This is a genomic window from Citrobacter sp. Ca225, from assembly GCF_030337175.1.
GTDB classification, from domain to species: domain Bacteria; phylum Pseudomonadota; class Gammaproteobacteria; order Enterobacterales; family Enterobacteriaceae; genus Citrobacter_A; species Citrobacter_A amalonaticus.
This window is the reverse complement of sequence record NZ_JAOWCD010000097.1, coordinates 92237-116241: the sequence shown is the minus strand read 5'-3', so window position 1 is coordinate 116241 and position 24005 is coordinate 92237. Positions and strand designations below refer to the sequence as shown.

24 protein-coding genes are annotated in these 24005 nt (G+C 56.3%); 9 read left to right on the top strand and 15 right to left on the bottom strand.

Annotation, left to right across the window (positions count from 1 at the left end):
* The first annotated feature begins 54 nt into the window (after positions 1-54).
* Positions 55-162 carry a protein YohO gene (locus tag OGW13_RS18435; protein ID WP_042318015.1) on the top strand — a complete coding sequence of 36 codons (108 nt, stop codon included), beginning with the start codon at positions 55-57 and terminating at the stop codon, positions 160-162.
* On the opposite strand, the gene OGW13_RS18430 is transcribed toward OGW13_RS18435, so the two are convergent.
* The 5 genes from OGW13_RS18430 to bglX form a co-directional block, all read right to left on the bottom strand.
* Positions 143-874: an ABC transporter permease gene (locus OGW13_RS18430; protein WP_043000150.1), complete on the bottom strand. Its 732-nt coding sequence runs from the start codon at positions 872-874 to the stop codon at positions 143-145. The genes OGW13_RS18435 and OGW13_RS18430 overlap by 20 nt on opposite strands.
* Entirely contained in the window at positions 858-1805 is a 948-nt protein-coding gene (locus OGW13_RS18425; protein ID WP_090049710.1) for an ABC transporter ATP-binding protein, read from the bottom strand. The genes OGW13_RS18430 and OGW13_RS18425 overlap by 17 nt, the downstream gene beginning before the upstream one ends.
* Complete coding sequence (locus OGW13_RS18420) at positions 1798-2964, bottom strand: ABC transporter permease (RefSeq protein WP_043000148.1); 1167 nt, start codon at positions 2962-2964, stop codon at positions 1798-1800. The genes OGW13_RS18425 and OGW13_RS18420 overlap by 8 nt, the downstream gene beginning before the upstream one ends.
* A 15-nt stretch (positions 2965-2979) precedes the next feature.
* Positions 2980-3897, bottom strand: a complete 918-nt coding sequence (gene osmF, locus OGW13_RS18415; protein WP_044258663.1) for a glycine betaine ABC transporter substrate-binding protein OsmF — start codon at positions 3895-3897, stop codon at positions 2980-2982.
* Between the two features lie 141 nt (positions 3898-4038).
* Positions 4039-6336, bottom strand: coding sequence for a beta-glucosidase BglX (bglX, locus tag OGW13_RS18410; protein WP_090049707.1), 2298 nt, complete (start codon positions 6334-6336; stop codon positions 4039-4041).
* 216 nt (positions 6337-6552) lie between these two features.
* Between bglX and dld the strand changes: the two genes are divergently transcribed.
* On the top strand, positions 6553-8274 hold the full coding sequence (gene dld, locus OGW13_RS18405; protein WP_044258660.1) for a D-lactate dehydrogenase: 1722 nt from the start codon (positions 6553-6555) through the stop codon (positions 8272-8274).
* A gap of 112 nt (positions 8275-8386) precedes the next feature.
* Positions 8387-8941: a GNAT family N-acetyltransferase gene (locus OGW13_RS18400; RefSeq protein ID WP_043000144.1), complete on the top strand. Its 555-nt coding sequence runs from the start codon at positions 8387-8389 to the stop codon at positions 8939-8941.
* Here OGW13_RS18400 and pbpG read toward each other — a convergent pair whose 3' ends face one another.
* Together pbpG and OGW13_RS18390 are read right to left on the bottom strand one after the other, a co-directional pair.
* Positions 8942-9889 carry a D-alanyl-D-alanine endopeptidase gene (gene pbpG, locus OGW13_RS18395; protein WP_044258658.1) on the bottom strand — a complete coding sequence of 316 codons (948 nt, stop codon included), beginning with the start codon at positions 9887-9889 and terminating at the stop codon, positions 8942-8944.
* A 165-nt stretch (positions 9890-10054) separates the two neighbouring features.
* Positions 10055-10642, bottom strand: coding sequence for a Yip1 family protein (locus tag OGW13_RS18390; protein ID WP_043000142.1), 588 nt, complete (start codon positions 10640-10642; stop codon positions 10055-10057).
* Between the two features lie 163 nt (positions 10643-10805).
* Between OGW13_RS18390 and OGW13_RS18385 the strand changes: the two genes are divergently transcribed.
* On the top strand, positions 10806-11375 hold the full coding sequence (locus tag OGW13_RS18385; RefSeq protein ID WP_043000141.1) for a DedA family protein: 570 nt from the start codon (positions 10806-10808) through the stop codon (positions 11373-11375).
* A gap of 5 nt (positions 11376-11380) precedes the next feature.
* Here the strand turns inward: OGW13_RS18385 and OGW13_RS18380 are convergent, their stop codons facing one another.
* The 8 genes from OGW13_RS18380 to mhbT form a co-directional block, all read right to left on the bottom strand.
* On the bottom strand, positions 11381-12142 hold the full coding sequence (locus OGW13_RS18380; RefSeq protein WP_044258656.1) for an SDR family oxidoreductase: 762 nt from the start codon (positions 12140-12142) through the stop codon (positions 11381-11383).
* 67 nt (positions 12143-12209) lie between these two features.
* Complete coding sequence (gene mdtQ / locus OGW13_RS18375; protein ID WP_287116341.1) at positions 12210-13649, bottom strand: multidrug resistance outer membrane protein MdtQ; 1440 nt, start codon at positions 13647-13649, stop codon at positions 12210-12212.
* A 144-nt stretch (positions 13650-13793) separates the two neighbouring features.
* Complete coding sequence (gene dusC, locus OGW13_RS18370) at positions 13794-14732, bottom strand: tRNA dihydrouridine(16) synthase DusC (protein ID WP_187250961.1); 939 nt, start codon at positions 14730-14732, stop codon at positions 13794-13796.
* 93 nt (positions 14733-14825) lie between these two features.
* Entirely contained in the window at positions 14826-16019 is a 1194-nt protein-coding gene (locus tag OGW13_RS18365; RefSeq protein WP_043000137.1) for a 3-hydroxybenzoate 6-monooxygenase, read from the bottom strand.
* A 14-nt stretch (positions 16020-16033) separates the two neighbouring features.
* A complete protein-coding gene (gene maiA, locus OGW13_RS18360) occupies positions 16034-16678 on the bottom strand; it encodes a maleylacetoacetate isomerase (RefSeq protein WP_043000136.1) in 645 nt (214 codons plus the stop codon).
* An 8-nt stretch (positions 16679-16686) separates the two neighbouring features.
* Complete coding sequence (locus tag OGW13_RS18355; protein ID WP_181627631.1) at positions 16687-17388, bottom strand: fumarylacetoacetate hydrolase family protein; 702 nt, start codon at positions 17386-17388, stop codon at positions 16687-16689.
* A 14-nt stretch (positions 17389-17402) separates the two neighbouring features.
* Positions 17403-18440 (bottom strand): gentisate 1,2-dioxygenase, encoded by a 1038-nt coding sequence (gene gtdA / locus OGW13_RS18350; protein WP_090049700.1) that lies wholly within the window; start codon positions 18438-18440, stop codon positions 17403-17405.
* A gap of 11 nt (positions 18441-18451) precedes the next feature.
* A complete protein-coding gene (mhbT, locus tag OGW13_RS18345) occupies positions 18452-19810 on the bottom strand; it encodes a 3-hydroxybenzoate transporter MhbT (RefSeq protein ID WP_043000133.1) in 1359 nt (452 codons plus the stop codon).
* A 126-nt stretch (positions 19811-19936) separates the two neighbouring features.
* On the opposite strand from mhbT, the gene OGW13_RS18340 reads away from it, so the two are divergent.
* The 5 genes from OGW13_RS18340 to sanA all read left to right on the top strand — a co-directional run bounded on the left by OGW13_RS18340 (position 19937) and on the right by sanA (position 24003).
* Positions 19937-20845: a LysR family transcriptional regulator gene (locus OGW13_RS18340; RefSeq protein ID WP_042317990.1), complete on the top strand. Its 909-nt coding sequence runs from the start codon at positions 19937-19939 to the stop codon at positions 20843-20845.
* A gap of 131 nt (positions 20846-20976) precedes the next feature.
* Complete coding sequence (locus OGW13_RS18335; protein ID WP_043000132.1) at positions 20977-21375, top strand: CidA/LrgA family protein; 399 nt, start codon at positions 20977-20979, stop codon at positions 21373-21375.
* Entirely contained in the window at positions 21372-22067 is a 696-nt protein-coding gene (locus tag OGW13_RS18330) for a CidB/LrgB family autolysis modulator (protein ID WP_044258648.1), read from the top strand. Before OGW13_RS18335 ends, OGW13_RS18330 begins: the two co-directional genes overlap by 4 nt.
* Positions 22068-22196: 129 nt before the next feature.
* A complete protein-coding gene (gene cdd, locus OGW13_RS18325) occupies positions 22197-23081 on the top strand; it encodes a cytidine deaminase (protein ID WP_043000130.1) in 885 nt (294 codons plus the stop codon).
* Between the two features lie 202 nt (positions 23082-23283).
* Positions 23284-24003 carry an outer membrane permeability protein SanA gene (sanA, locus tag OGW13_RS18320; RefSeq protein WP_043000129.1) on the top strand — a complete coding sequence of 240 codons (720 nt, stop codon included), beginning with the start codon at positions 23284-23286 and terminating at the stop codon, positions 24001-24003.
* Positions 24004-24005: the final 2 nt, after the last annotated feature.

Sequence of the window (24005 nt, the reverse complement as noted above, 5' to 3'; positions counted from 1 at the left end):
CATTAACAGCTACGCTTCTCTGTATAATCTCTGGGTTAACATAAGGAGAACATCATGAGCGTAGCAAAAATCGGTGTCATCACCCTCTTTTTACTCATGGCCATCGGCGGTATTGGCGGCGTGATGCTTGCAGGCTATACCTTCATTTTGCGTGCCGGCTAAGGTGCTGCACTAACCGTTCGAACAGGCGGTCTACGATGATCGCCGCCAGCGCAACCAGCAACGCCCCCTGAATGACATACGCCGTATTGAACCCGCTCAGACCAATGATAATCGGTGTACCGAGCGTGCTGGCACCTACCGTCGACGCGATAGTCGCAGTGCCAATATTGATAATCACCGACGTTCGCACACCTGCCAGAATCACCGGTGCCGCCAGCGGCAGCTCAACCTTGCGTAACTGTTGTCCCGGACTCATCCCCATGCCACTGGCAATGCTGCGCACACTTTCCGGGATCGATCCTATCCCCGCCAGCGTCGCCTGGAGGATGGGTAACACGCCGTACAGAATCAACGCAATAATGGCCGGTTGCTGACCAAACCCCATCACCGGCACCGCAATCGCCAATACCGCGACGGGCGGGAAGGTTTGTCCAACGGCGGCAATGGTCTCCACCAGCGGACGAAACTCTCTTCCCCATGGTCGGGTCACCACAATCCCGGCGCCGACACCAATCACCACCGCAAACAGGCTCGACACGGCCACCAGCCAGAAATGGGCCAGCGCCAGCGCGAGAAAGCTCTCCTGCTGATAGACCGGACGTGGAAGTTCGGGAAACAGGCTGGCGAAAATCGCCTGACTGTGCGGTAAACCTGCCAGCATCAGCAGGAAAAGTGCGATCAGCCAGAGCAGCGGGTCACGCAGTCGTTTCATGCGTCAGCGTCTCCGATAGCAGATCGCGAAAATGCAGTGTCCCGCAAACTATGCCCTGCCGGTTGACCACCGGTAACACATCGCGGCCGTGCGCGACAAACGCTGAAAGCGCATCGCGCAGCGTCATCGCTTCCGTCAGCGCCTCTCCGTCAATGCGCTCATCCCGGCGAACATAGTCCGCCACGGTGCGCAGTGACAGCAGTCGCACCCCCAGTTCACTGCGACCGAAAAACTGTTGCACAAAATCATTCGTCGGGGCCGTCAGCATCGCCAACGGTGTCCCTTGCTGGACTATCTCGCCGCCGTCCATCAGCACCAGATGCTCCGCCAGTCGCAGCGCTTCATCAATGTCGTGCGTCACCAGCACAATGGTTCGCCCCAGCAAACGGTGGATGCGGGTCATCTCTTGCTGCAACGCCCCACGCGTGACCGGATCCAGCGCGCCAAACGGTTCATCCATTAACAGCACCTGCGGATCGGCGGCCAGCGCCCGCGCCACGCCCACGCGCTGCTGCTGCCCACCGGAAAGCTGGTGCGGATAGCGCTCGCGCAATCCCTCTTCCAGCCCGAGCAGCGCCATTAATTCTGCCACCCGCTCATCAATTTTTCTGCGCGGCCACTTCAGCAGTTGCGGCACGGTGGCGATGTTCTGCGCCACCGTCCAGTGCGGAAACAGGCCAATCGACTGAATCGCGTAGCCCATCCGTCGGCGTAGTTCCAGCACCGGCAGACTGCGGATTTCTTCGCCTGCAAAGCGGATCCTGCCGCTGTCATGCTCCACCAGTCGGTTAATCATTTTCAGGGTCGTGGATTTCCCCGAGCCCGAGGTACCAATCAGTACTGAGAAACTGCCTTCCTGAATGTGCAGGTTCAGGTTGCTAACCGCGTTGTGCTCACCAAAGGCTTTATTTACGTGGCTAAATTCAATCATGGTGGGTTACCTTCAGCAGAGCGATCCCTAAATCAAACAGCGCATCAATCAGTACCGCCAGTGCGATAACCGGGATCACCCCCAGCAGCACCAGATCCACGGCACTGCTGAGCAGTCCCTGAAACACCAGCGCGCCAAAACCGCCAGCGCCAATCAGCGCCGCAATGACGGCCATCCCGACGGTCTGTACCATCACCACCCGCAGGCTACGTAAAAAGACCGGCAACGCCAGCGGCAACTGCACGTGAAGGAAACGCTGAGCGGTGCTCATGCCCATCGCGCGTGCGCTTTCCAGAACATCACGGGGAACCTGATTCAGCCCGGCCACCACGCCACGAACCAGTGGCAGAAGCGCATACAGCACCAGCGCGATCAACGCCGGGGTCAAACCGGTTCCCGCCACGCCCACCGTGGCAAGCCAGGGGAACGCTTTTACCAGTCCGGCAAGCGGCGCAATCAACAAGCCAAACAGGGCAACGGAAGGAACGGTCTGGATCACATTAAGGACGGTAAACACCGGTCCCTGGCGGGACGGGAAAAAATAACATCCGATACCGAGGGGAATGCCAATCACCAGCGCGGGCAATACGGTACCTGACAACAGCGTCAAATGTTGAGCCAGTGCATCATCAAAGACATCCTGGCGGTTAGCGTACTCTTTGAGTAACGAGAGATCGTCGAACGTTCCCGTCAACAGGAGTAGGACGGGAACAATCGCTATCTGCGTATGTAACGCCCAGCGCCAGAGAGGTTGCACGGTGATCCGCCGGATGGCATCGCTGCAGGCGAGCAATCCGAGCGCAAGCCCCAGCCACAGACCGCTTCCCACACTGGTTCGCGCCAGCGGCGTCCCGGTTTCAGCCAGATACGTCGCCGCCTTGCCGACGCTCCACAACATCAGGATCACCAGCAGTTGCGCCACCACCAGCGTGCACACGGCCCCCTTTCTTCCCGGCACAAAGCACAAGGTCAACATGGCGCAACCCGCGCCGGTGAGCATCGACACCGAACCTGGCCAGAGCATCCAGAGCTGGCGTCCCTCGCCCGATACCAGGCGATTCGGCGCATAATTCACAAACGGCAGCGCGACAGCAGCGGCTGAAAGAATAACCAGCAGCAACAGTACGCGCTGAATACTGACTTTTGACACGTCACCCAACCTTTTTCAGTCCGTTTACTTCACCCATCCCTTTTGTTTCAGATAGTCCGCCGCCACTTTTTTGGCGTCCAACCCTTCAACGGCAATGCTGGCATTAAGTTGTTGCAACGTTTTTTCATCGAGGCTGGCAAACACCGGTTGCAGCCATTCTGCCATCTGCGGGTATTCCTTCAGTACCGCCTCACGCACCACAGGCGCTGGCGCATAAATGGGCTGAACGCCTTTAGGATCGCTTAAGGTCTGTAGCCCCAGCGCGGCGACCGGACCATCCGTACCGTAGGCCATCGCGGCATTGACGCCGGACGTTTGCTGCGCGGCCGCTTTGATGGTCACGGCGGTGTCACCCCCTGCCAGCGACAGCAACTGATCCTGACTGAGTTTGAAATCGTAGGCTTTTTCGAAAGCGGGCAGCGCGTCTGCACGCTCGATAAATTCAGCGGAGGCGGCCAGTTTGAAAGTACCGCCCTCTTTCAGATAACGCCCGAGATCGGCCAGTGAGGTGAGTTTATTTTTTTCGGCGACATCGCTGCGCACCGCGATAGTCCAGGTATTATTGGCTGGCGCCGGCGTTAACCAGACCAGCTTGTTTTGCTCCGCATCGAGTTTTTTGACTTTCTCAAAGCCAGCTTGTGCGTTTTTCCACGCCGGATCGTTTTCATCTTTGAAAAAGAACGCGCCGTTACCGGTATATTCAGGGTAGATATCCAGTTCGCCTGAGGTGATCGCGCCGCGCACGACCGGCGTGGTGCCCAACTGGACTTTATTGACCGTTTTGACGCCGTGGCTTTCCAGCACCTGCAAAATGATGTTGCCGAGCAGCGCGCCTTCGGTGTCAATTTTAGAACCGACCTTTACCGGCGACGCCGCCTGCAAGGGTAAGCTCACTGCCGCTAACAGCGCCAGCGAACCGGCCCAAATCTTTGAGATTGTCATGAAGCTTTCCTCATCTTTTTGCCGACTTTTTCAGCGACTTGAGGGGAAAGCATAGTCGAAAAGTATTCGGTTAACCCGACATTTCCGTATTTTCACGGGACCAACAAGGGGGAACCCATTGGTCAGTTCCCCCTGTAACCGTTACAGCAATTCAAACGACCCCTGCTTCACGCGGGCAGAATCGACGCCGATAAAGACGTTGAACTTGCCGGGTTCGGCATCGAACTTCATCTGCTGATTCCAGAACTTCAACGCATTGATATCAATCGGGAAACTAACGGCTTGCGTTTCACCAGGTTTCAGGTTCACTTTCTTAAAGCCTTTCAGCTCTTTCACCGGGCGGCTCAGGGAAGCCGTGACGTCCTGCACATACAGCTGGATCACCGTCTCACCTTCACGCTTACCGGTGTTGGTCACCTTCACACTTGCCGTCACGCTGCCGTCGCGTTTCAGGGTTGGCGCAGAGAGCGTCACGTCAGAAACGTCAAACGTGGTGTAACTCAGACCATAACCAAATGGATAGAGCGGACCGTTCGCTTCGTCAAAGTAGCGAGAGGTGTATTTGTTCGGCTTGTCGGCGTTATACGGACGACCGGTGTTGAGGTGGCTGTAATAGGTCGGGATCTGCCCTACCGAACGCGGGAAAGACATGGGCAGTTTGCCCGACGGGTTGTAGTCGCCAAACAGGACGTCGGCGATCGCGTTGCCGCCTTCCGTACCGGCAAACCAGGTTTCCAGAATCGCATCGGCCTGTTGATCTTCTTTCACCAACGCCAGCGGACGACCGTTCATTAGCACCAGCACCAGCGGTTTGCCGGTCGCTTTCAGGGCCGCAATCAGATCGCGCTGGCTCTGTGGCAGCGTGATATCCGTACGGCTTGACGCTTCATGTGCCATGCCCTGCGCCTCACCCACTACGGCGACAACTACGTCAGACTGCTTCGCCGCCTTGACGGCTTCATCAATCATCTCCTGAGGTGAACGTGGATCCACCTTCACCGCCTCTTCGTACTGATTGAGGAAGGTGACAATGTCTTTATCGTTAGTGACGTTGGCCCCATGGGCGTACACCACTTTACCCTTTGTACCGAGAGCATTTTTAATGCCGGTCAGCACCGTGATGGACTGATCGGCAACGCCTGCGGCGGACCAACTGCCCATCACGTCGCGTTTGCTGTCCGCCAGCGGGCCAACAACCGCAATCGTCCCCGATTTTTTCAGCGGCAGCGTGTCGAGGCGGTTTTTCAACAGCACCAGACTTTCACGCGCCACTTCACGCGCCTCTTTCCGGTGCAGACGGCTTTCGGCGTTGGTATCCACCGGATCAGACTCTTTTGCTCCCAGATGGCTGTACGGATCGTTAAACAGCCCCATGTCATATTTCACGTTGAGTACATGCCGCGTCGCGTCATCCAGCTCCGCCATCGTCACTTTGCCGGATTTAATCAGCCCTGGCAGATATTTGCTGTAATACTCGTCGCTCATACTCATGTTAATGCCGGACTTGAGCGCCACGCGGACGGCATCTTCCGGGTCGGAGGCGGTGCCGTGTTTAATCAGCTCTTTGATAGCACCATGGTCAGAAACGGTAATACCTTTGAAGCCCCACTTGTCGCGCAGAATGTCTTTCAGCAGCCAGGCATCAGAGGTCGCTGGCGTGCCGTTCAATGAGTTCAGCGCCACCATCACCGCGCCGCTACCTGCATCCAGACCGGCTTTGTACGGCGGCATGTAGTCGTTAAACAGGCGCTGCGGGCTCATGTCGACGGTGTTGTACTCTTTACCGCCCTCCACGGCGCCGTAGGCGGCGAAGTGCTTAACGCTGGTCATCACCGAATAGCGATCCGCTGGGCTTTTGCCCTGCATCGCTTCCACCATCGTTTTTCCCATGATGGAGGTCAGATACGTATCTTCGCCAAAGCCTTCCGAGGCGCGTCCCCAGCGCGGATCGCGGGAGACATCGACCATCGGCGCCCAGGTCATGTTCAGGCCGTCGTCGGCGGCTTCATACGCCGAGATGCGTCCGACGGTTTTCACCGCGTCGAGGTTAAAAGAGGACGCCAGTCCGAGGCTAATCGGGAAGACGGTACGCTGGCCGTGCAATACGTCGTAGGCAAAAAAGAGAGGGATTTTCAGGCGGCTCAGTTCCATCACCTGATCCTGCATTTTGCGGATATCCTGACGGGTAACGGTGTTAAAAATTGCCCCCACCTGGCCGTCTTTGATCATCTCGCGGATCGCTTCTTTCGGGTTATCCGGACCGACGCTGATTAAACGCAACTGACCAATCTTTTCATCGACAGTCATTTTCGTCAGCAACTGGGTGACAAACGCGTCCCGCGCTTCCGGCGTCAGCGGATGGTTTCCGAACAGCTCCTCCGCCAGCGCGGGTTGCAATGCCAGACTAACTGCGACACCTACAGAACATAGCCATTTCATGTTGATTCTCTCTTCCTCTAAAGCCCGACGTGGCAGCGAAAATATAGCAAAAACCACATTTTGCCATAAGCCTAAACGGCAGCGCGGCAGAAAGCTAAGGTTATTCTCTTAATTTTCAACGCCGCCAATTCAAAGACAGCGTGAATGAGAAAGCGTATTGTCATACAAAGCGCTATGCTTGAACCTGATATTTTGTCCCACCACAAGGAGTGGAAAATGTCTTCCATTACAACAACTGATAATAAAACCTTCCTGAATGAGCTCGCCCGTCTGGTGGGACATTCACACCTGCTTACCGAACCGGCTAAAACCGCCCGCTATCGCAAGGGCTTCCGTTCCGGTCAGGGCGACGCCCTGGCGGTGGTCTTTCCCGGATCGCTGCTGGAACTCTGGCGCGTGCTGAACGCCTGCGTCAACGCCGATAAAATTATCCTGATGCAGGCCGCCAATACCGGCCTGACCGAAGGTTCCACGCCGAACGGCAATGACTATGACCGCGAGATTGTGATTATCAGCACCCTGCGCCTCGACAAACTGCACGTGTTGGGCAAAGGCGAGCAGGTATTGGCGTATCCAGGTACCACGCTGTACTCACTGGAAAAAGCGCTGAAACCCCTGGGGCGTGAACCGCACTCGGTGATTGGCTCATCATGTATCGGCGCGTCGGTCATTGGTGGGATCTGTAATAACTCCGGTGGCTCGCTGGTGCAAAGAGGCCCAGCGTATACCGAAATGTCCCTGTTTGCCCGCATTGATGAAAACGGCAAGCTGCAACTGGTTAACCATTTGGGGATCGATCTGGGACAAACGCCGGAGCAGATCCTGAGTCAATTGGACGATGAGCGGATCAAAGAGGAAAATGTCCGCCACGACGGGCGTCATGCGCATGACCACGACTACGTCACCCGCGTCAGAGACATTGATGCCGACACCCCCGCGCGCTATAACGCTGACCCGGAGCGCCTGTTCGAGTCCTCCGGCTGCGCCGGGAAACTGGCGGTCTTCGCCGTGCGTCTCGACACCTTTGAAGCGGAAAAAAACCAGCAGGTATTTTACATTGGCACCAACCAACCCGAGGTGCTGACAGCGCTCCGTCGCCATATTCTGTCGACGTTCGACAATCTGCCGGTCGCGGGTGAATACATGCACCGCGATATCTACGACATTGCTGAACAATACGGCAAAGACACCTTCCTGATGATTGACAAGCTCGGCACCGACAAAATGCCGTTCTTCTTCACGCTGAAGGGCCGCACCGATGCGATGCTGGAAAAGGTGAAATTCTTCCGTCCGCACTTTACCGACCGCGCGATGCAAAAGTTTGGTCACTTGTTCCCGAGTCATCTGCCGCCGCGCATGAAAAGCTGGCGCGATAAATATGAACATCATCTGCTGTTAAAAATGGCGGGCGATGGCGTCGCTGAAGCGCAAAACTGGCTCACGGAATTTTTTAAAACCGCAGAAGGCGACTTCTTTGCCTGCACGCCGGAAGAAGGCAGCAAGGCCTTCCTGCACCGCTTTGCAGCCGCTGGCGCAGCGATTCGCTACCAGGCGGTTCATGCCGATGAGGTGGAGGATATTCTGGCGCTGGATATCGCCCTGCGCCGCAATGACACCGAATGGTATGAACATTTGCCGGCGGAAATCGACAGCCAACTGGTACATAAACTCTATTACGGTCACTTTATGTGCTATGTCTTCCACCAGGATTACATCGTGAAGAAAGGCGTGGATGCTCACGCGTTGAAAGAGCAAATGCTGGAACTGCTGCAACAGCGCGGTGCGCAATATCCGGCGGAGCATAACGTCGGGCATCTGTATGAAGCACCGCCCGCGCTGACCCGTTTTTATCGCGAAAATGACCCGACCAACAGTATGAATCCCGGAATAGGCAAGACCAGTAAGCAGAAATTCTGGAAAGTCCCCTCTTCTGATTAACTCCAGTAAACTGCTTAATGGCGCAGGCTGGATTTGCACGAAATATCGTGCAAAAGTAAGCAGATGTACCGGAGTCGTGAGGACTCCGGTTTTCTTCGCAAAGGTGAGAACCATGTCTGTTGCCGATACGCTTTCTGATAACGATATTGCGGTGCGCGACGCGCTGCCCGACGACGTAGAGGCGATCTCCTCGTTATATGCGTGGCATGTGTTGAATGGCCGCGCCTCTTTTGAAGAAACGCCTCCGACGATCGATGAGATGCGCCGACGTATGCGTACGGTCGCGCAGTATGGTCTGCCGTGGCTGGTGGCGCTCTATCGCGGCGTGGTTGTCGGTTATTGCTACGCCACACAATATCGCCCGCGCCCGGCCTATCGCTATACCCTGGAAGAGTCGATTTATGTCGATGCCAGCATGACCGGACGCGGCATTGGCAGCCTGCTGATGCAGACGTTAATCACCCGCTGCGAGGAAGGGCCATGGCGGCAGATGGTGGCGGTGATTGGCGACGGGCATAACAATCCCGGGTCGCTGCGGTTGCATAAAAAACACGGTTTCGAGATTGCCGGACAATTGCGTAGCGTCGGGTATAAGAAAGGAGACTGGCGGGATACGTTGATTATGCAGCGCCCACTCAACGAAGGTGACTGGACGCTGCCGGAGTAATTAATCGTTTTGCGCCGTCTGCTCACCCGCATTGCCGCCCGCTGCAGCCATCTGTGCGGCTTTTTGCTTTTTATAGCTCAATGCCGCCGCCGGAACCGGCATCACTTTCCCGGTTTCGATCCACGTGCGTAAACGACTGGCATCGGCAAAATGAGTGTACTTGCCGAATGCATCCATTACCACCAGCGCCACCGGTTTATTGTTGATTACCGTGCGCATCACCAGGCAATGCCCTGCGGCGTTGGTGAAACCAGTTTTAGTGAGCTGAATATTCCAGTTGTCGCGATACACCAGATGGTTGGTATTGCGAAACGGCAGCGTATACGCCGGGTTGGCGAAGGTCGCCATATCTTCACGCGTGGTGCTCAGTTGCCCAATCAGCGGATACTGCTTGCTGGCGATCAGCAGTTTGGTGAGATCGCGCGCGGTCGACACGTTGTGAATCGACAAACCGGTTGGTTCCACAAAATGCGTCCGGGTCATGCCCAGCGCTTTTGCCTTCGCGTTCATCGCCTTAATAAAGGCGTTATAGCCGCCCGGATAATGGTGCGCCAGGCTTGCTGCGGCCCGGTTTTCCGAGGACATCAGCGCCAGCAGTAACATATCTTTACGGCTGATTTCACTGTTCAGCCGCACGCGAGAGTAGATCCCTTTCATCTCTGGCGTCTGGCTGATATCCACTTTCAGTTTTTCGTTCAGCGGCAGCCGTGCATCAAGCACCACCATCGCCGTCATTAATTTGGTTATCGACGCAATCGGACGCACCAGGTCCGGATGGTTCGAATAGATCACCTTATTGGTGTTCAGATCCACGATCATCGCGCTACCGGAGGCAATCTCAGGTTGAGACGCCGCGGCAGCCGCCGCCGTTTTTGCCAGCGCTTGCGGCGCATAAGGCACAGCCAGCATCAGCGCCAGGCTCAGTATGGAAACTCGGAATTTCAGCATGATGAGATTTCAGAAAATGATTCACGCGTGATGACACGCACCGCCGAAGTCAGGATGGCTCAGGCTAGCAGAGGAATCATAGCGAGCTAATGACCTTGCCGCCAGAAGAGAATCGTCAGGAAAGGCTGCGTTGCTGGCTTTTGCACCAGCAACGCAGCACGATAATCAGAACAAGCGATAGCCGTATCCCCAGAGGATGACGGTCAGCGCCAGCAGCACTTCCAGTACCAGTACGCCGATAGCCAGGGTTGAACTGGAGAAGCTCAGCCCTTCGTCCTTATTGATATTCAGGAATGTCGGAATGCCTACATAGAGCAGATAGCCGGTATAGAACAACGCTACCGTCCCGACAAATGCGCAAAGCCACACCAGCGGATACAGCGCCACCAGACCGCTAAGAAACAGCGGCGTCGCCACATAACCGGCAAACACCATACAGTGCGTCAAAGACGGACGCTGCGGATAACTCCGCGCCATCCACCAGATCACGCGCCCCATGATCGCCACGCCCGCCAGCATCACGGCATAGAACAGAACAGCCAGCACCAGGCCCGTAAACAGAGAAAGCTTCAGGACAGTGCCGTCGCCAAAATTCCAGCCGATTTGCGTCGTACCAATGAAGGCACAAATGACCGGGATGGCCGCCATCAAAAGCACATGGTGGGTGTAGTGATGCGAAACCGTTTCGTTCTCGCTGTTGATCACCTGCATTTCACGATTGGGATGAGAAAACAGCCCCCAGACATGGTTCATACCGCCCCCTTGTTGTCAGCTGTGAACCTAACACTTCAAGTATAATTCAGCTTTGCGATTATTTATTGTACAGATAAAGAAATGCCGCCGCGCCTGATGGCCCTTTTTGAGCATCACGAATTCAGAGGGTGTATGCTTACCATTGTGGAGGTCATACATACGTATGGATATAAACAGTCTTATTGCGCAATACGGTTATGCCGCGCTGGTGGTTGGAAGTCTGGCGGAAGGCGAAACCATTACTCTGCTGGGGGGCGTGGCGGCGCATCAGGGATTACTCAAGTTCCCCCTCGTGGTCGTGGCCGTGGCCTTAGGCGGCATGATAGGCGATCAGTTACTTTATCTGCTGGGACGCCGCTTTGGTGGCAGGATCCTGCGCCGCTTTGCTCGTCATCGTGACAAAATTCGTCAGGCGCAGAAGATGATCCAGCGTCGCCCGTATCTGTTCGTGATCGGCACCCGATTTATGTACGGGTTTCGCGTGATTGGCCCGCTGTTGATTGGCGCCAGCCATCTGCCGCCAAAGATTTTTTTACCGCTGAATATCCTTGGCGCGCTGGTCTGGGCGCTGATCTTCACCACCCTGGGTTATGCAGGAGGTGAAGTGGTCGCGCCATGGTTGCATCATCTCGATCAGCATCTCAAACATTGGATCTGGCTGATTCTGGCAGTGGTGCTGGTGATCGGCGTTCGCTGGTGGCTGAAACGCCGCAGCCGTAAACAGGTGGGGTAAGCGGGTTATTCCGGCCTGAACTGGGGATTGGCCAGCATAAATCCCCCATCCACAATAAACGATTGCCCGGTGGTATAACCCGCCTCTTCCGAGCACAGCCAGGCGACCAGACTGGCGATTTCCCGCGTCGACCCAGGTCTTCCCAGCGGGATTGACGGCTCGGTTCCCGGCTTAACGTCACTGTCATCCATATCATTCATCGGCGTGGCTATCGCCCCAGGCGCCACAGCGTTAACCAGAATGTTATGGCGGACCAGCTCAAGCGCCATGGCTTTGGTGAGTCCGCCGAGAGCATGTTTCGCCGCCGTGTAGGCGCTGGCCTCAGGTAACGGGGTATGTTCGTGCACCGAGGTAATATTGATAATGCGCCCCCCCTGTCCCTGCTTCACCATCTGGCGGGCCGCCAACTGTGAGCAGAGAAACGCCCCATCGACATCGACCGTAAATATCTGCCGCCAGTCGTCAAAGGAGGTCTCCAGGAATGCGGATTTGCTCATCGTTCCCGCGTTATTGACCAGCACGTCGATCCGGCCAAAGCGCGCAATCAGATGTTCCAGCGCCTGTGCACCCTGCGGCAGCTGGCTCAGGTCCAGTTGAAGGGTCTCCGCCCGGACGCCATGACTTTCCACCTCACGGGCGGTATCACGCGCTCCCTGCTCGTCTGAATGCCAGGTGATGCCGATATCAAATCCCGCTTTCGCTAACTGAAGGGCGCACGCCTTGCCAATACCTGAATCGGAAGCCGTCACGATTGCTGCTTTTGCCATATCATCCTCCGGTTGCAACAGAACTGAGCCTTAAGTATAGAAACTCTCTTCGAAGCAACCGAAATAATCAGGAATGATGGTAACCGCCGCCGAGCGCGCTGGTAAGCTGGATGGAAGCATCCAGCCACTGTCCCTGCAAAATCAGTCCGTTACTCTGCTCGCGCAGCGCGGGAATTCTGGCCTTGCTAACGAGAGAGCCTGCGATAATCCCGGCGTTATAGCGCGCCTGCGCCAGGCTGACCACTCGATCGGCGTCATGTTCAATCTGCTGCTGATGCTGATTTTTCTGCATCAGCGTCGCCACCTGACTGGCCGTGCGCGCCACGTCATTTACCGCATCAACGACGGCTTTGTTATAACTGGCGATCGACAAATTGTTCTGCGCCTGAGCGATATCAAGGTTGGCATTCAGTCTGCCACTGTCGAAGATCGGCAGCGTCAGGCCCGCGGTCACGCCCATCTGCTGGGCGGAACTGCGGAACAGATCGCTCAGATGCAGCGCATCCTGTTGCAAAAAGGCCATCAGATTGACGTCGGGGTAGAACGCCGCCTTCGCCGCCTCCACGCTGCTCATTGACGATTCGATCACCCAGTGCGCCGCCTGTAAATCCGCTCTGCGCGCCAGTAAGGAGTAGCCCAGCTGCGTCGGTAACTGGCTTTCCACTTTTGGCAGGCTCACCGGATGCAGCTTCAGCGCCGCCGACTGCATGTTGGTCAGCGCGCTCAGACGCGCTTCAATCACCTTCATCTTCCCGGCAACCTCATTCAACTGCTGCTGGGTTTTACTGTCATCGATATCTGTTTCCACGCCTTCTACCGAAGAGGTGATGCCGTTATTGTACAACTGGCGATCGCTAGCAATGATGTTACGCTGTTCCCGTTCAATTTGAGTCAGCAGTTTGCTCAGCGCCGCCTCGGTCTGCCATTCCCAGTAAAGCCGCGTCACGCCGCTGGCTAACAGTTGACGGGTTTGCTCACGCTCGGCTTCCCGCGCTTTCACCGCCCCGATGCGCGCGGTCACTTCCGCGCGGTTCTTGCCCCATAAATCGAGATCCCAACCGGCCGTCAGGCCAAACGTACCGTTGGTGTACCACGGCCCCGTCGTGCCTGCGGCCGGATCGTTCAGGGCAAACGGCCCCATGATGCCTTCCGCGGACATTTTCTGCCGTTCGGCATTGGCGGAGAAATCGACCTGCGGCCCGTCCTGGGCTTCAACGGCTTTAGCCTGCGCTTCGGCCAGTCTGATTCGCTGTTCCGCCACCTGCATATCCGGAGAACGGGAAAGTGCGTTCTTCACTAACTCGTTCAACTGTGCGTCATGATAATCCTGCCACCACTGGCTTCCGGGCCACCCGTTCTTCAACGCTGGCGGCAGCGCCGAATCTACGTGAGAAGCGGGAAGTTGCTGAGTCAGCGTCTGTTGAGTGTCATGCATGGGAGCACATCCCGCGAGCAGAATAACCAGCGGAAAGCCCGCTTTCAGCGCGTGAAAAGAGTAACGAGTCATTAAAATATTCTGATAAGAAAAGGTGCGCGGAGCTTACCCGTTGTTGTGCGCGCTTTTTTAGTTACGCGTGGCATAACATCTTCAGCAATGAAAAGTCACACCTGGCAAAATATATCTAAGCAGAATATATGCAGCTCAATAATATTAAATTTCTATCGACTGGATCGCGCGGGCAATATCCGGTGAATTATTTAACGCGCGGATAGACTGGAAGACGTCCGTGGCTTCTTCATATTCTTTTCGCAAATAGCCCAGCCATTGTTTAATACGTGCGACATGATATAAACCGGTGTCGCCCTGTTTTTCCAGACGGGTATACTTTTTCAGCAGTTCGACAACCTGCGGCCATGGCATTCGCGGCTCGTTATACTTCACCACCCGGCTGAGGTTGGGAATGTTCAGTGCCCCGCGGCCAATCATCACCGCGTCACAGCCACTGACGGCCTGGCATTCCTGGGCGCTTTGCCAGTCCCAGATTTCACCATTGGCAACCACCGGAATAGACAGTCGCTCGCGAATTTCGCCAATCGCCTGCCAGTTGATATGTTCCGCCTTATAGCCCTGCTCTTTGGTGCGCCCGTGTACAACCAGTTCACTCGCCCCGGCTTGCTGGACGGCATCTGCAATCTCAAACTTTTTGTCGCCGCTGTCCCAGCCCAGACGCACTTTCACCGTCACCGGCAGATGCGCCGGCACCGCTTCACGCATCGCTTTCGCGCCCTGATAGATGAGTTCCGGGTCCTTCAGCAGCGTCGCACCGCCGCCGCTGCCGTTGACCATTTTTGACGGACACCCGCAGTTAAGATCAACACCGTAAGAACCGAGTTCCACGGCGCGGGCGGCATTTTCCGCCAGCCACTGGGGATACTGCCCTAACAGTTGCACGCGCACTAAGGTGCCGGATGGAGTCCGGCTGCCGTTGAGCAGTTCGGGACAGAGTCGATGAAAGACTTTTACTGGCAAGAGTTGATCCACCACGCGCACAAATTCGGTGATGCAAAGATCGTAGTCATTCACTTCCGTCAGAAGTTCGCGCACCAGTGAATCAAGTACGCCTTCCATCGGCGCCAGTAAAACACGCATATCGTTATCCGCAAAAAAAAGAGGCGCTATCATAGCGCCTCTGTGCGATGAGCAAAACCTTTTGCCGGATGACGGCGCAAAGCGCCTGTATTCTCAGCGTGGCAGAAGACAGTTATCTTCTTTCCAGCCGTACAGCCATTCCATGCCGCGATAAAACTCCGCCTGCGATTTACCTTTCCACAACAGGTTTCGCACCTGACGCTCCACGCCTGCTGCGTGATACACGCGTCCCATTTCGCGCGTCGACCAGACGATGCGCGCCGTGCGTGGAATGCGTACCGACTCATACAGCGCAAAGGCTTTCGCCGCATCGCCATCGCACTGCTCCAGCGCTTTACCCAGCGTCACAGCATCTTCCAGCGCCATACAGGCACCCTGCGCCATGTACTGCGCCACCGGGTGCGCGGCATCGCCCACCAGCGTGATGCGCTCAGTGCCCCATTTCTCTACCGGTTCGCGATCGGCGGTTGACCAGCGACGCCAGGTCGTGGGTTTATCCAGCATCTGCCGCGGGCGCGGATGGATCCCGGCGAAATACGACAGCACCTCTTCCTTACTGCCGTCTTTCACGCCCCACTCCTCCTGCTGGCGGCTGTGGAAGGTGACGACCAGGTTGTACTGCTTGCCACCGCGCAGCGGGTAGTGCACGAGGTGGCAATGCGGCCCGGCCCAGAGCACTGGCGCGTTAATGCGCAGGTCTTCCGGCATGTCCGCACAGTCAATCACCGCACGGTAAACGACGTGTCCGGTCACGCGCGGCGAATCGCCCAGCAAACTCTGACGCACCACCGACTTCACGCCATCACAACCGACCAGAATATCAGCGGTCCAGCTATTCCCCTGCTCGTCGAACACCGTTACGTCGTCCGCCGTCTGGCGAATGTCGACCACATTGGTCGAGGTCCGGTACTCAACGTTTGGATGAGTCAGTACGGATTCCCAGACGGAAGCGTGAATATCGACCCGATGGATAACCGCATACGGACCGCCGAAGTGGTCGCGAAAGGCCTGCCCGGTCTCGATGTGCACCACTTCTTCCGCGTTCACGGCATCCATCATGGTGATGTGGTCGGTAAACACCGCACGCTGACGCGCGACGTCGCCGACGCCGAGGCTGTCCAGCGCAGAGAAGGCGTTGGGACCGAGCTGAATGCCCGCGCCGATCTCACCAATTTCATGGGCTTTTTCCAGCAGCATCACTTTGATACCCTGACGCGCTAGCGAAAGCGCGGTGGCTGCCCCGCCAATTCCGCCGCCGACGATAATTGCGCTCGTCACTTTAGCCATTGTCATTCTCCTTCTCAGGCTGAGATTTTATCTTGTTGATTTTCCGGGGCGGCGGCGATGAACGCCGGGAGCTGTGTGCAGGCGTCATACACGGCTTTGCAGCGCGGATAGCCGCTCAGATCGCACCCCATTCTTAACGCATTCGCCCATTGCGGGACCAGACAGCAGTCGGCAAGCGTCGGTGCATTACCCACGCAGAAGTTCTGCGACTGACTCTGACGCAGTAGCTGCTCAACGGCGCTTAACCCCTGCTGGATCCAGTGCGCGTACCAGCGTTTTTTCTCTTCTTCACTGACCTTCAGTTCCTCGCTCAGATAGCGCAGCACCCGCAGGTTATTAACCGGATGAATATCGCAAGCGATGGCATAGACAATCTCCAGCACCTGCGTGCGCGCCGGATCGCTGACGGGCAGCAAGCGTGATTGCGGAAAATGCCGGTCCAGCCAGTCGATAATCGCCAGCGACTGGCCCAGCGCTTCGCCATCATCGGTTACCAGCGTTGGTACCAGCCCCACCGGATTCATCCGCCGGTAGGCCAGTTCATTTTGCTGCCCAATACGGATATTGACGCCCACCGTGTGGTAGTCGATGCCCTTTAATGCCAGCGCGATACGCACGCGGTACGACGCCGAACTGTTAAAAAAACTGTACAGCTTCATACATCACCTCAGACAATCTTCACAGCGATAGGCGTCAGTCCGTCCACGCCTCCGGTGATCACATCCCCTTTCACTACGGCACCCACGCCTTCCGGCGTGCCGGTGAAGATCAGGTCGCCCGGTTGCAGTTCGAAGAAGCCGGACAGATAGCTGATCGTTTCATTTACCGACCAGATTAGATGGCGAATATCGCTGCGCTGATGATCGTCGCCATTCACCTGTAACCAGATGGGCGCAGAGGTGATATCCGCAATTTCATCCGCTTTATGCAGCGGCGCGATGGGCGCAGAGAGATCGAACGCTTTGCCGATTTCCCACGGACGTCCCATCTGACGCATCTCCATCTGGCGATCGCGGCGGGTCATGTCCAGTCCGGTGGCATAGCCCCAGATATACTCATGAGCGTTTTCTAACGGGATATCGCTGCCCTTTTTGCCGATGGCGACCACCAGCTCAATTTCATAGTGATAGTTATCCGTTTGCGCCGGGTATGGCAGCGCTAACGTTTCGCCTGCGGCAACCGGCACAATCGCATCGGCAGGCTTACAGAAAAAGAACGGCGGCTCTCGGTCCGGATCAAACCCCATTTCGCGGGCATGGGCGGCGTAGTTACGCCCCACACAGTACACGCGACGGACGGGGAACTGCGCATCGCTGCCGACAACCGGGACAGTAACGGGGGCCTGTGGTGTAAATACATACTGAGTCATGGTTCTCTCCCAAATTAATAGCGGGCTTCGCGGAACAACCCGAGGGCTTCCTGTACCGGTCGGTCCGAAAAACTGAATAAAACGGTCTCATCGGTGGTTTTGAATGACACGCCGTGCCACGTCGGAACCACAAAAATATCTTTGGCTGAGAAATGGAACGTCTCGTTGCCGACGGTGACATCACCCGCCCCTTCAACCACGTGATAAATGGTGCTGTCAGTGGTACGCGCCACCCGCGAGGTAAAGCCTTTTGGCAACAATTGCAGGAACGTCCCCATCGATGGCATCGGGTAGCCGCCGGTTACCGGGTTGACATAGCGCATTTTGTAGCCATCCCACTCGTCGGCATCGCCCAGACGGGTCAGGTCTTGCAGCGCGTCGCGGCTGCGGTCATAGCGATAGTTGAAAATTGGCGATGAATTGCCTTTCTGATGGCGCAGCGGCAGCATATTGGCGGCATAGCGCGGCAGATAGTCGCCCTCTTTGCGTGAAACCGGCTGCTGATCTTCCGGGTAATCCTCGGCAAAACCACAGCCCAGAATGTTAACCAGCGGCAGATCCAGACCGTCCAGCCAGACAACCGGCTCATCGCCAGGGTTGCCGTGGTCGTGCCATTGCCACTGCGGGGTCAGAATAAAATCGCCGGTGTGCATCTGGGTGCGTTCACCGTCCACGGCGGTAAATGCCCCTTTCCCTTCCACAATAAAGCGTAACGCCGACTGGTTATGACGATGGCTGGGAGCGACTTCGCCCGGCATGATGAGCTGCAGTCCCGCATAGAGCGTTGACGTAATAGAGGACTGACCGCGCAGCATCGGGTTTTCCAGTACCAGCACGCGACGAATCGCCTCTTTTGCGCCAATCAGGTTGCCGCTTTCCAGCAGCAGCGGACGAATTTCCTGGTAGTTCCAGTATGCTGGCGCACAGGTCGGATTCGGCGTTTGTGGTACCAGATGATGCAGCGATTCCCACAGCGGGGTCAGGTTCTGCCCCGAAATATGCTGGTAAAACTGCTGACGGCTATTTTTAACATCCTGATTATGGTCTGACATAGGGATTCTCCTTATTCGTTCACGACGCTTGCGTGCGGCATAGCATCAGGGACAGAGGCTGACTGGCGGACAACTACCGTAAGTACGGCTAACATCACCGCGCTAATGGCCGCCGGAACAGCGATAATGAAAAACAAGGTGTCGAAAGAGAAATTCATCGCCATCATCACGCCGCCGGAAAGCGAACCGACAATCGCTCCGCAGCGCCCCACCGCGTTGGACCAGCTCACGCCCGTCGCCCGACTCTGGGTGGGATAGAGCGTGGCGGTTAAGGCATTGAGGCCCACCTGCGATCCGCTGATACCTACCCCGGTACCGAAAATCGCCAGCGCCATCAGCCATAAACCGTTTTCGCTCAGGCCAATCATGACAATGCATACCGCTCCCAGCGCGTAGCTCGTAGCCAGCACCCGGAAGGGATTGTGTTTATCCATCAGCACGCCCAATGCCAGCGCGCCGAGCGTACCGCCAATCTGGAACGCCGCCGTCACCCAGGAAGCCTGCTGCAGGTCAATCCCACGATGGTTCAACAGCGTCGGCATCCAGCTCGACAGCAGATAGATGATTAACAGGCTCATGAAGAACACCACCCATAACATCAGGGTAATGGGCAACTGACGGCCAACAAACAGCTGACGAATGCTGCCTTTGGCTATCGCCGCCGCCTCCTGGAGGTAAAACTGGGTATTGTCGTAACGTTCGCCGGTGATCGCGCTGACCGTTCTGGCGATGGTTGCCTGCGGCAACTGGCGACGGACCTGCCAGCGTGGAGATTCCGGCAGGACCGCGAGCAGGACGAAGAACAGCATCAGCGGTAACACGCCGCCGAGGACCAGGATCCCGTGCCAGCCAATAACCGGCACCAGCTGCGCGCTGACAATTCCGCCCATCGCTGAACCGAGCGTAAAGCCACAGAACATCAGGGTGACCAGCGCACCGCGGCGGCGGGCGGGCAAGTATTCAGAGGTCATGGTGATGGTGTTGGGCATGGCACCGCCGAGGCCCAGACCGGTCAGAAAGCGCAGGATAACCAGCGTTTGCAAATCCGGCGAAAAGGCGGAGATCAGGCTCAGCGCACCAAACAATGCCACGCAGAGCTCAATCACCCGTTTGCGACCGAAACGGTCAGACAGCGGTCCGCAAAGTAAGGCGCCGGCGGTAAGTCCTAACAGACCTGCGCCAAACAGCGGAGCGAGGTCTCCGGCAGTTAACTGCCAGTGGGTACGAATATCGGGTGCAATAAAGCCAATGGCTGCGGTATCAAAACCATCAAGCATGACCACCAGAAAGCAGCAGATGATCACCCGCCACTGTGTCTTGCTGACAGGAGCAGCATCGATCAGGGCTTGTAGTTCACGTCGTTGAGTCATAGTGAATGCCTCGGTGCAGGTAGGGACAGATGTTGTTTTGTTTTTGGTATGTTACGAGTTTGTAGACTGGGCGATAAAATGTACAATGGCATTTCATGCAGAGACATAACCTGGAGGTTATCGCTGATGGCAAACTGGGCGCAAAAACTGAAGCTGCACCATCTGCAAATGCTGGTGGCGCTGGGCGAACAAGGGAATCTCACGCACGTTGCACGAATGATGAATATCACCCAGCCCGCGCTGTCGAAATGGCTGTCACAGCTCGAAGATGAGATGGGGATCACGCTCTTTGAACGTCACAGTAAAGGCCTGCGCCCATCGGAAGGCGGCAAGTTGCTGCTGCAACACGCCCAGCGCTTAATCAATGACATGGAGCGTTCACAGTATGAAATGGCACGCTTTAAAGAAGGCGGGCTGGTAGGGAGCCTGAAGATTGGCTGCTCGCCAGTGGCGACCGACTGTGTGTCGCAGGCGATCCTTAATCTGCTCGTGGAGATGCCGACGCTGCACCTTAACATTGAAGAAAAGGTCATGACGCCGCTGCTGCACGACCTGCTTGCCGGTTCCGTGGATGTCGTGGTCGGCCGCGTCGGTGGGCGAGCGCTGCAGCTTCCGCTCAATTATCAGGTGCTGTATACCGAACCCGTTTGCTTTGTCGCCCGTCCCCACCATCCATTAGCGAAGTTTGACACCCTGAGCTGGGCCGATCTAGCGCACTGGCGCTGGATCGTCTGGCCGACGGGAACGCCTATCCGCCTGAGCATTGATAACGCGCTGGTCGATAACGGAGTGATGTTGCCGGAGAACACCATCGAGTCGGCATCGATGAACGTCAGTACTAACCTGCTGCAAAGCAGCGATATGATCTCTATCCTTTCTTTACGGCTGGCGCAGCGCTATGCCAGCCAGGGACAGCTGGTGATCCTCAACCTGCCGAAGATTGAACAAAAAGGCAGCGTGGGCGTGTTCTGGCGCAATAATGAGACGCCGTCCAGCGCGCTGAGTCGTTTTCTGCAACTGCTGGCACAAGTTTAGCATCACGTATTGGGGATATTGCCCAATGTTCCCGCTGTCTATGTTCAGTATGCTAAGAATTCATGATGTGATCGATAGCACGTTTTAAAGTTTAATTGTATGATGAATCCGTCGCTTCGAGGAATTTCAACATGAGCAAGACATTGAATATCATCTGGCAATACTTACGCGCTTTCGTGCTGATTTATGCCTGTCTGTATGCAGGCATTTTTATTGCGTCCCTGCTGCCTGTCGCCATTTCTGGCAGCATCATCGGGATGCTGATCTTGTTTGTGCTGCTGGCGCTGCAAATTATCCCGGCGAAATGGGTGAATCCTGGCTGCTATGTGCTGATTCGCTATATGGCGCTGTTATTTGTGCCGATTGGCGTCGGCGTGATGCAGTACTTCGATCTGCTGCGCGCGCAGTTTGGCCCGGTGGTGGTGTCGTGTGCGATCAGTACGCTGGTGGTGTTTCTGGTCGTGAGCTGGAGTTCACATCTGGTTCACGGTGAACGGAAAGTGGTGGGTCAGGAAGGATCTAAAGAATGATGTCGTCAATCTGGTGGTCTTTACCGCTGACGCTGGCGGTTTTTTTCGGTGCGCGCAAACTGGCGACACGGTTTAAATTTCCCTTACTGAATCCGCTGCTGGTGGCGATGGTGGTGATTATCCCGTTCCTCCTGCTGACCGGCATCTCCTACGACAGCTATTTTAAAGGTAGCGAAGTGCTGAATGACCTGCTGCAACCGGCGGTCGTGGCGCTGGCCTATCCACTGTATGAACAGCTGCATCAGATTCGCGCCCGCTGGAAGTCAATCATTACTATCTGTTTTGTTGGCAGCGTTGTGGCGATGGTGACCGGCACCACAGTGGCGCTGTTGATGGGCGCCACGCCTGAAATCGCCGCCTCCGTCTTACCGAAATCCGTCACTACGCCGATTGCGATGGCCGTGGGCGGCAGCATCGGCGGCATTCCGGCGGTCAGCGCCGTGTGCGTGATTTTCGTCGGTATACTCGGCGCTGTCTTTGGTCATACCCTGTTAAACGCCATGCGCATTAAAACCAAAGCCGCACGCGGACTGGCGATGGGCACCGCGTCCCACGCCCTCGGCACCGCCCGCTGTGCGGAGCTGGATTATCAGGAAGGCGCATTCAGTTCGCTGGCGCTGGTGATTTGCGGGATTATTACCTCGCTGATCGCCCCGTTCCTGTTTCCGGTTATTCTCGCGGTTGTGGGCTAAAATTTGCGATACGTCGCGCATTTTTAATTTATGTTTCATAAGTTGCATACACAATGAGAATTTGATCACACATATAGCCATAACAGGCCCGTACACTACGATCCCAATACATTGTTATGAGGCAACGCCATGCACCCACGTTTTCACACTGCGTTTAGCCAACTTGCGGACAACCTGCAATCCGCGCTGGCGCCCATTCTCGCAGATACGCATTTCCCCGCGTCGCTGACGGCTGAGCAGGTATCAATGCTTAAAAGCGCAACGGGACTGGACGAAGACGCACTGGCATTCGCGCTGCTGCCGCTGGCGGCGGCCTGCGCCTGTACGCCGTTGTCGAACTTTAACGTTGGCGCAATTGCGCGCGGCGTGAGCGGAACGTGGTATTTCGGCGCCAATATGGAATTCCTCGGCGCGACGATGCAACAAACGGTTCACGCTGAACAAAGCGCCATCAGCCACGCCTGGTTGCGCGGCGAGAAAGGTCTCGCCGCAATCACCGTTAACTACACCCCGTGCGGCCACTGCCGCCAGTTTATGAACGAACTCAACAGCGGGCTGGATCTGCGCATTCATCTGCCAGGTCGGGAACCGCATACGCTGCGCGACTATTTGCCGGATGCGTTTGGGCCGAAAGATCTCGACATCAAAACGCTACTGATGGACGAACAGGATCACGGTTTCGCCCCTCAGGGAGATGCGCTGACGCAAGCGGCCATTGCCGCCGCGAGCCGCAGTCATATGCCGTACAGCCAGTCACCGAGCGGTGTAGCGCTGGAGTGCAAAGATGGACGTATCTTTAGCGGAAGCTATGGCGAAAACGCCGCATTTAATCCGACCATCCCACCGCTACAGGGCGCGCTGATTATGTTGAATCTGAACGGCTATGGTTATGCCGATATTCAGCGTGCGGTGCTGGCGGAAAAAGCCGACGCGCCGCTGATCCAGTGGGATGCCACCGCCGCCACGCTGAAAGCGCTGGGCTGCAGCAACATCGATCGCGTACTTTTGGGCTAATTGTCTGATGGCGTCCGCGCACAGGCCAGATAAGGCGTTTTTATCGCTATCCGGTCTAACCACCTGATGGCGCAACGTTTATCAGGCCTACGCTTGTTTCACGTATTGCTGAAAATCCCCCCAATCAGACTGCTGTTTCTTGCGCTTCGCCAGCGGGTACAGTAGCCTGATTGAAATTTCATCCAGTGACAGAGTTTTCTTCATGCTAAAGCGCGCCCTCTACAGCCTGTTGGTCCTGATCGGCTTGCTGCTGTTGATCGTGCTGGGCCTTGATCGCTGGATGAGCTGGAAAACTGCCCCCTATATTTACGACGAGCTTCAGGACCTGCCCTACCGCCAGGTTGGCGTGGTGCTCGGCACGGCCAAATATTATCGTACCGGGGTGATCAACCAGTATTATCGCTACCGTATTCAGGGTGCGCTGAACGCCTATAACAGCGGCAAAGTTAACTATCTGCTGCTCAGCGGCGACAACGCCCTGCAAAGCTATAACGAACCGATGACGATGCGCAAAGACCTGATTGCCGCTGGCGTCGATCCTGCCGATATTGTGTTAGATTACGCCGGATTCCGCACGCTCGATTCGATTGTCCGCACCCGTAAAGTCTTTGACACCAATGACTTCATCATCATTACCCAGCGTTTCCACTGCGAACGCGCGCTGTTTATCGCGTTGCATATGGGGATTCAGGCACAGTGCTACGCCGTGCCGTCGCCAAAAGATATGCTGACGGTTCGGGTACGCGAGTTTGGCGCACGTTTTGGCGCGCTGGCCGATCTGTATCTGTTTAAACGTGAACCCCGTTTCCTCGGCCCGTTAGTGCCAATTCCCTCCCTGCATCAGGTTCCCGACGATGCCCAGGGCTATCCGGCCGTAACACCGGAACAATTGCTTGAACTGCAAAAGAGACAAGGAAAATAAGC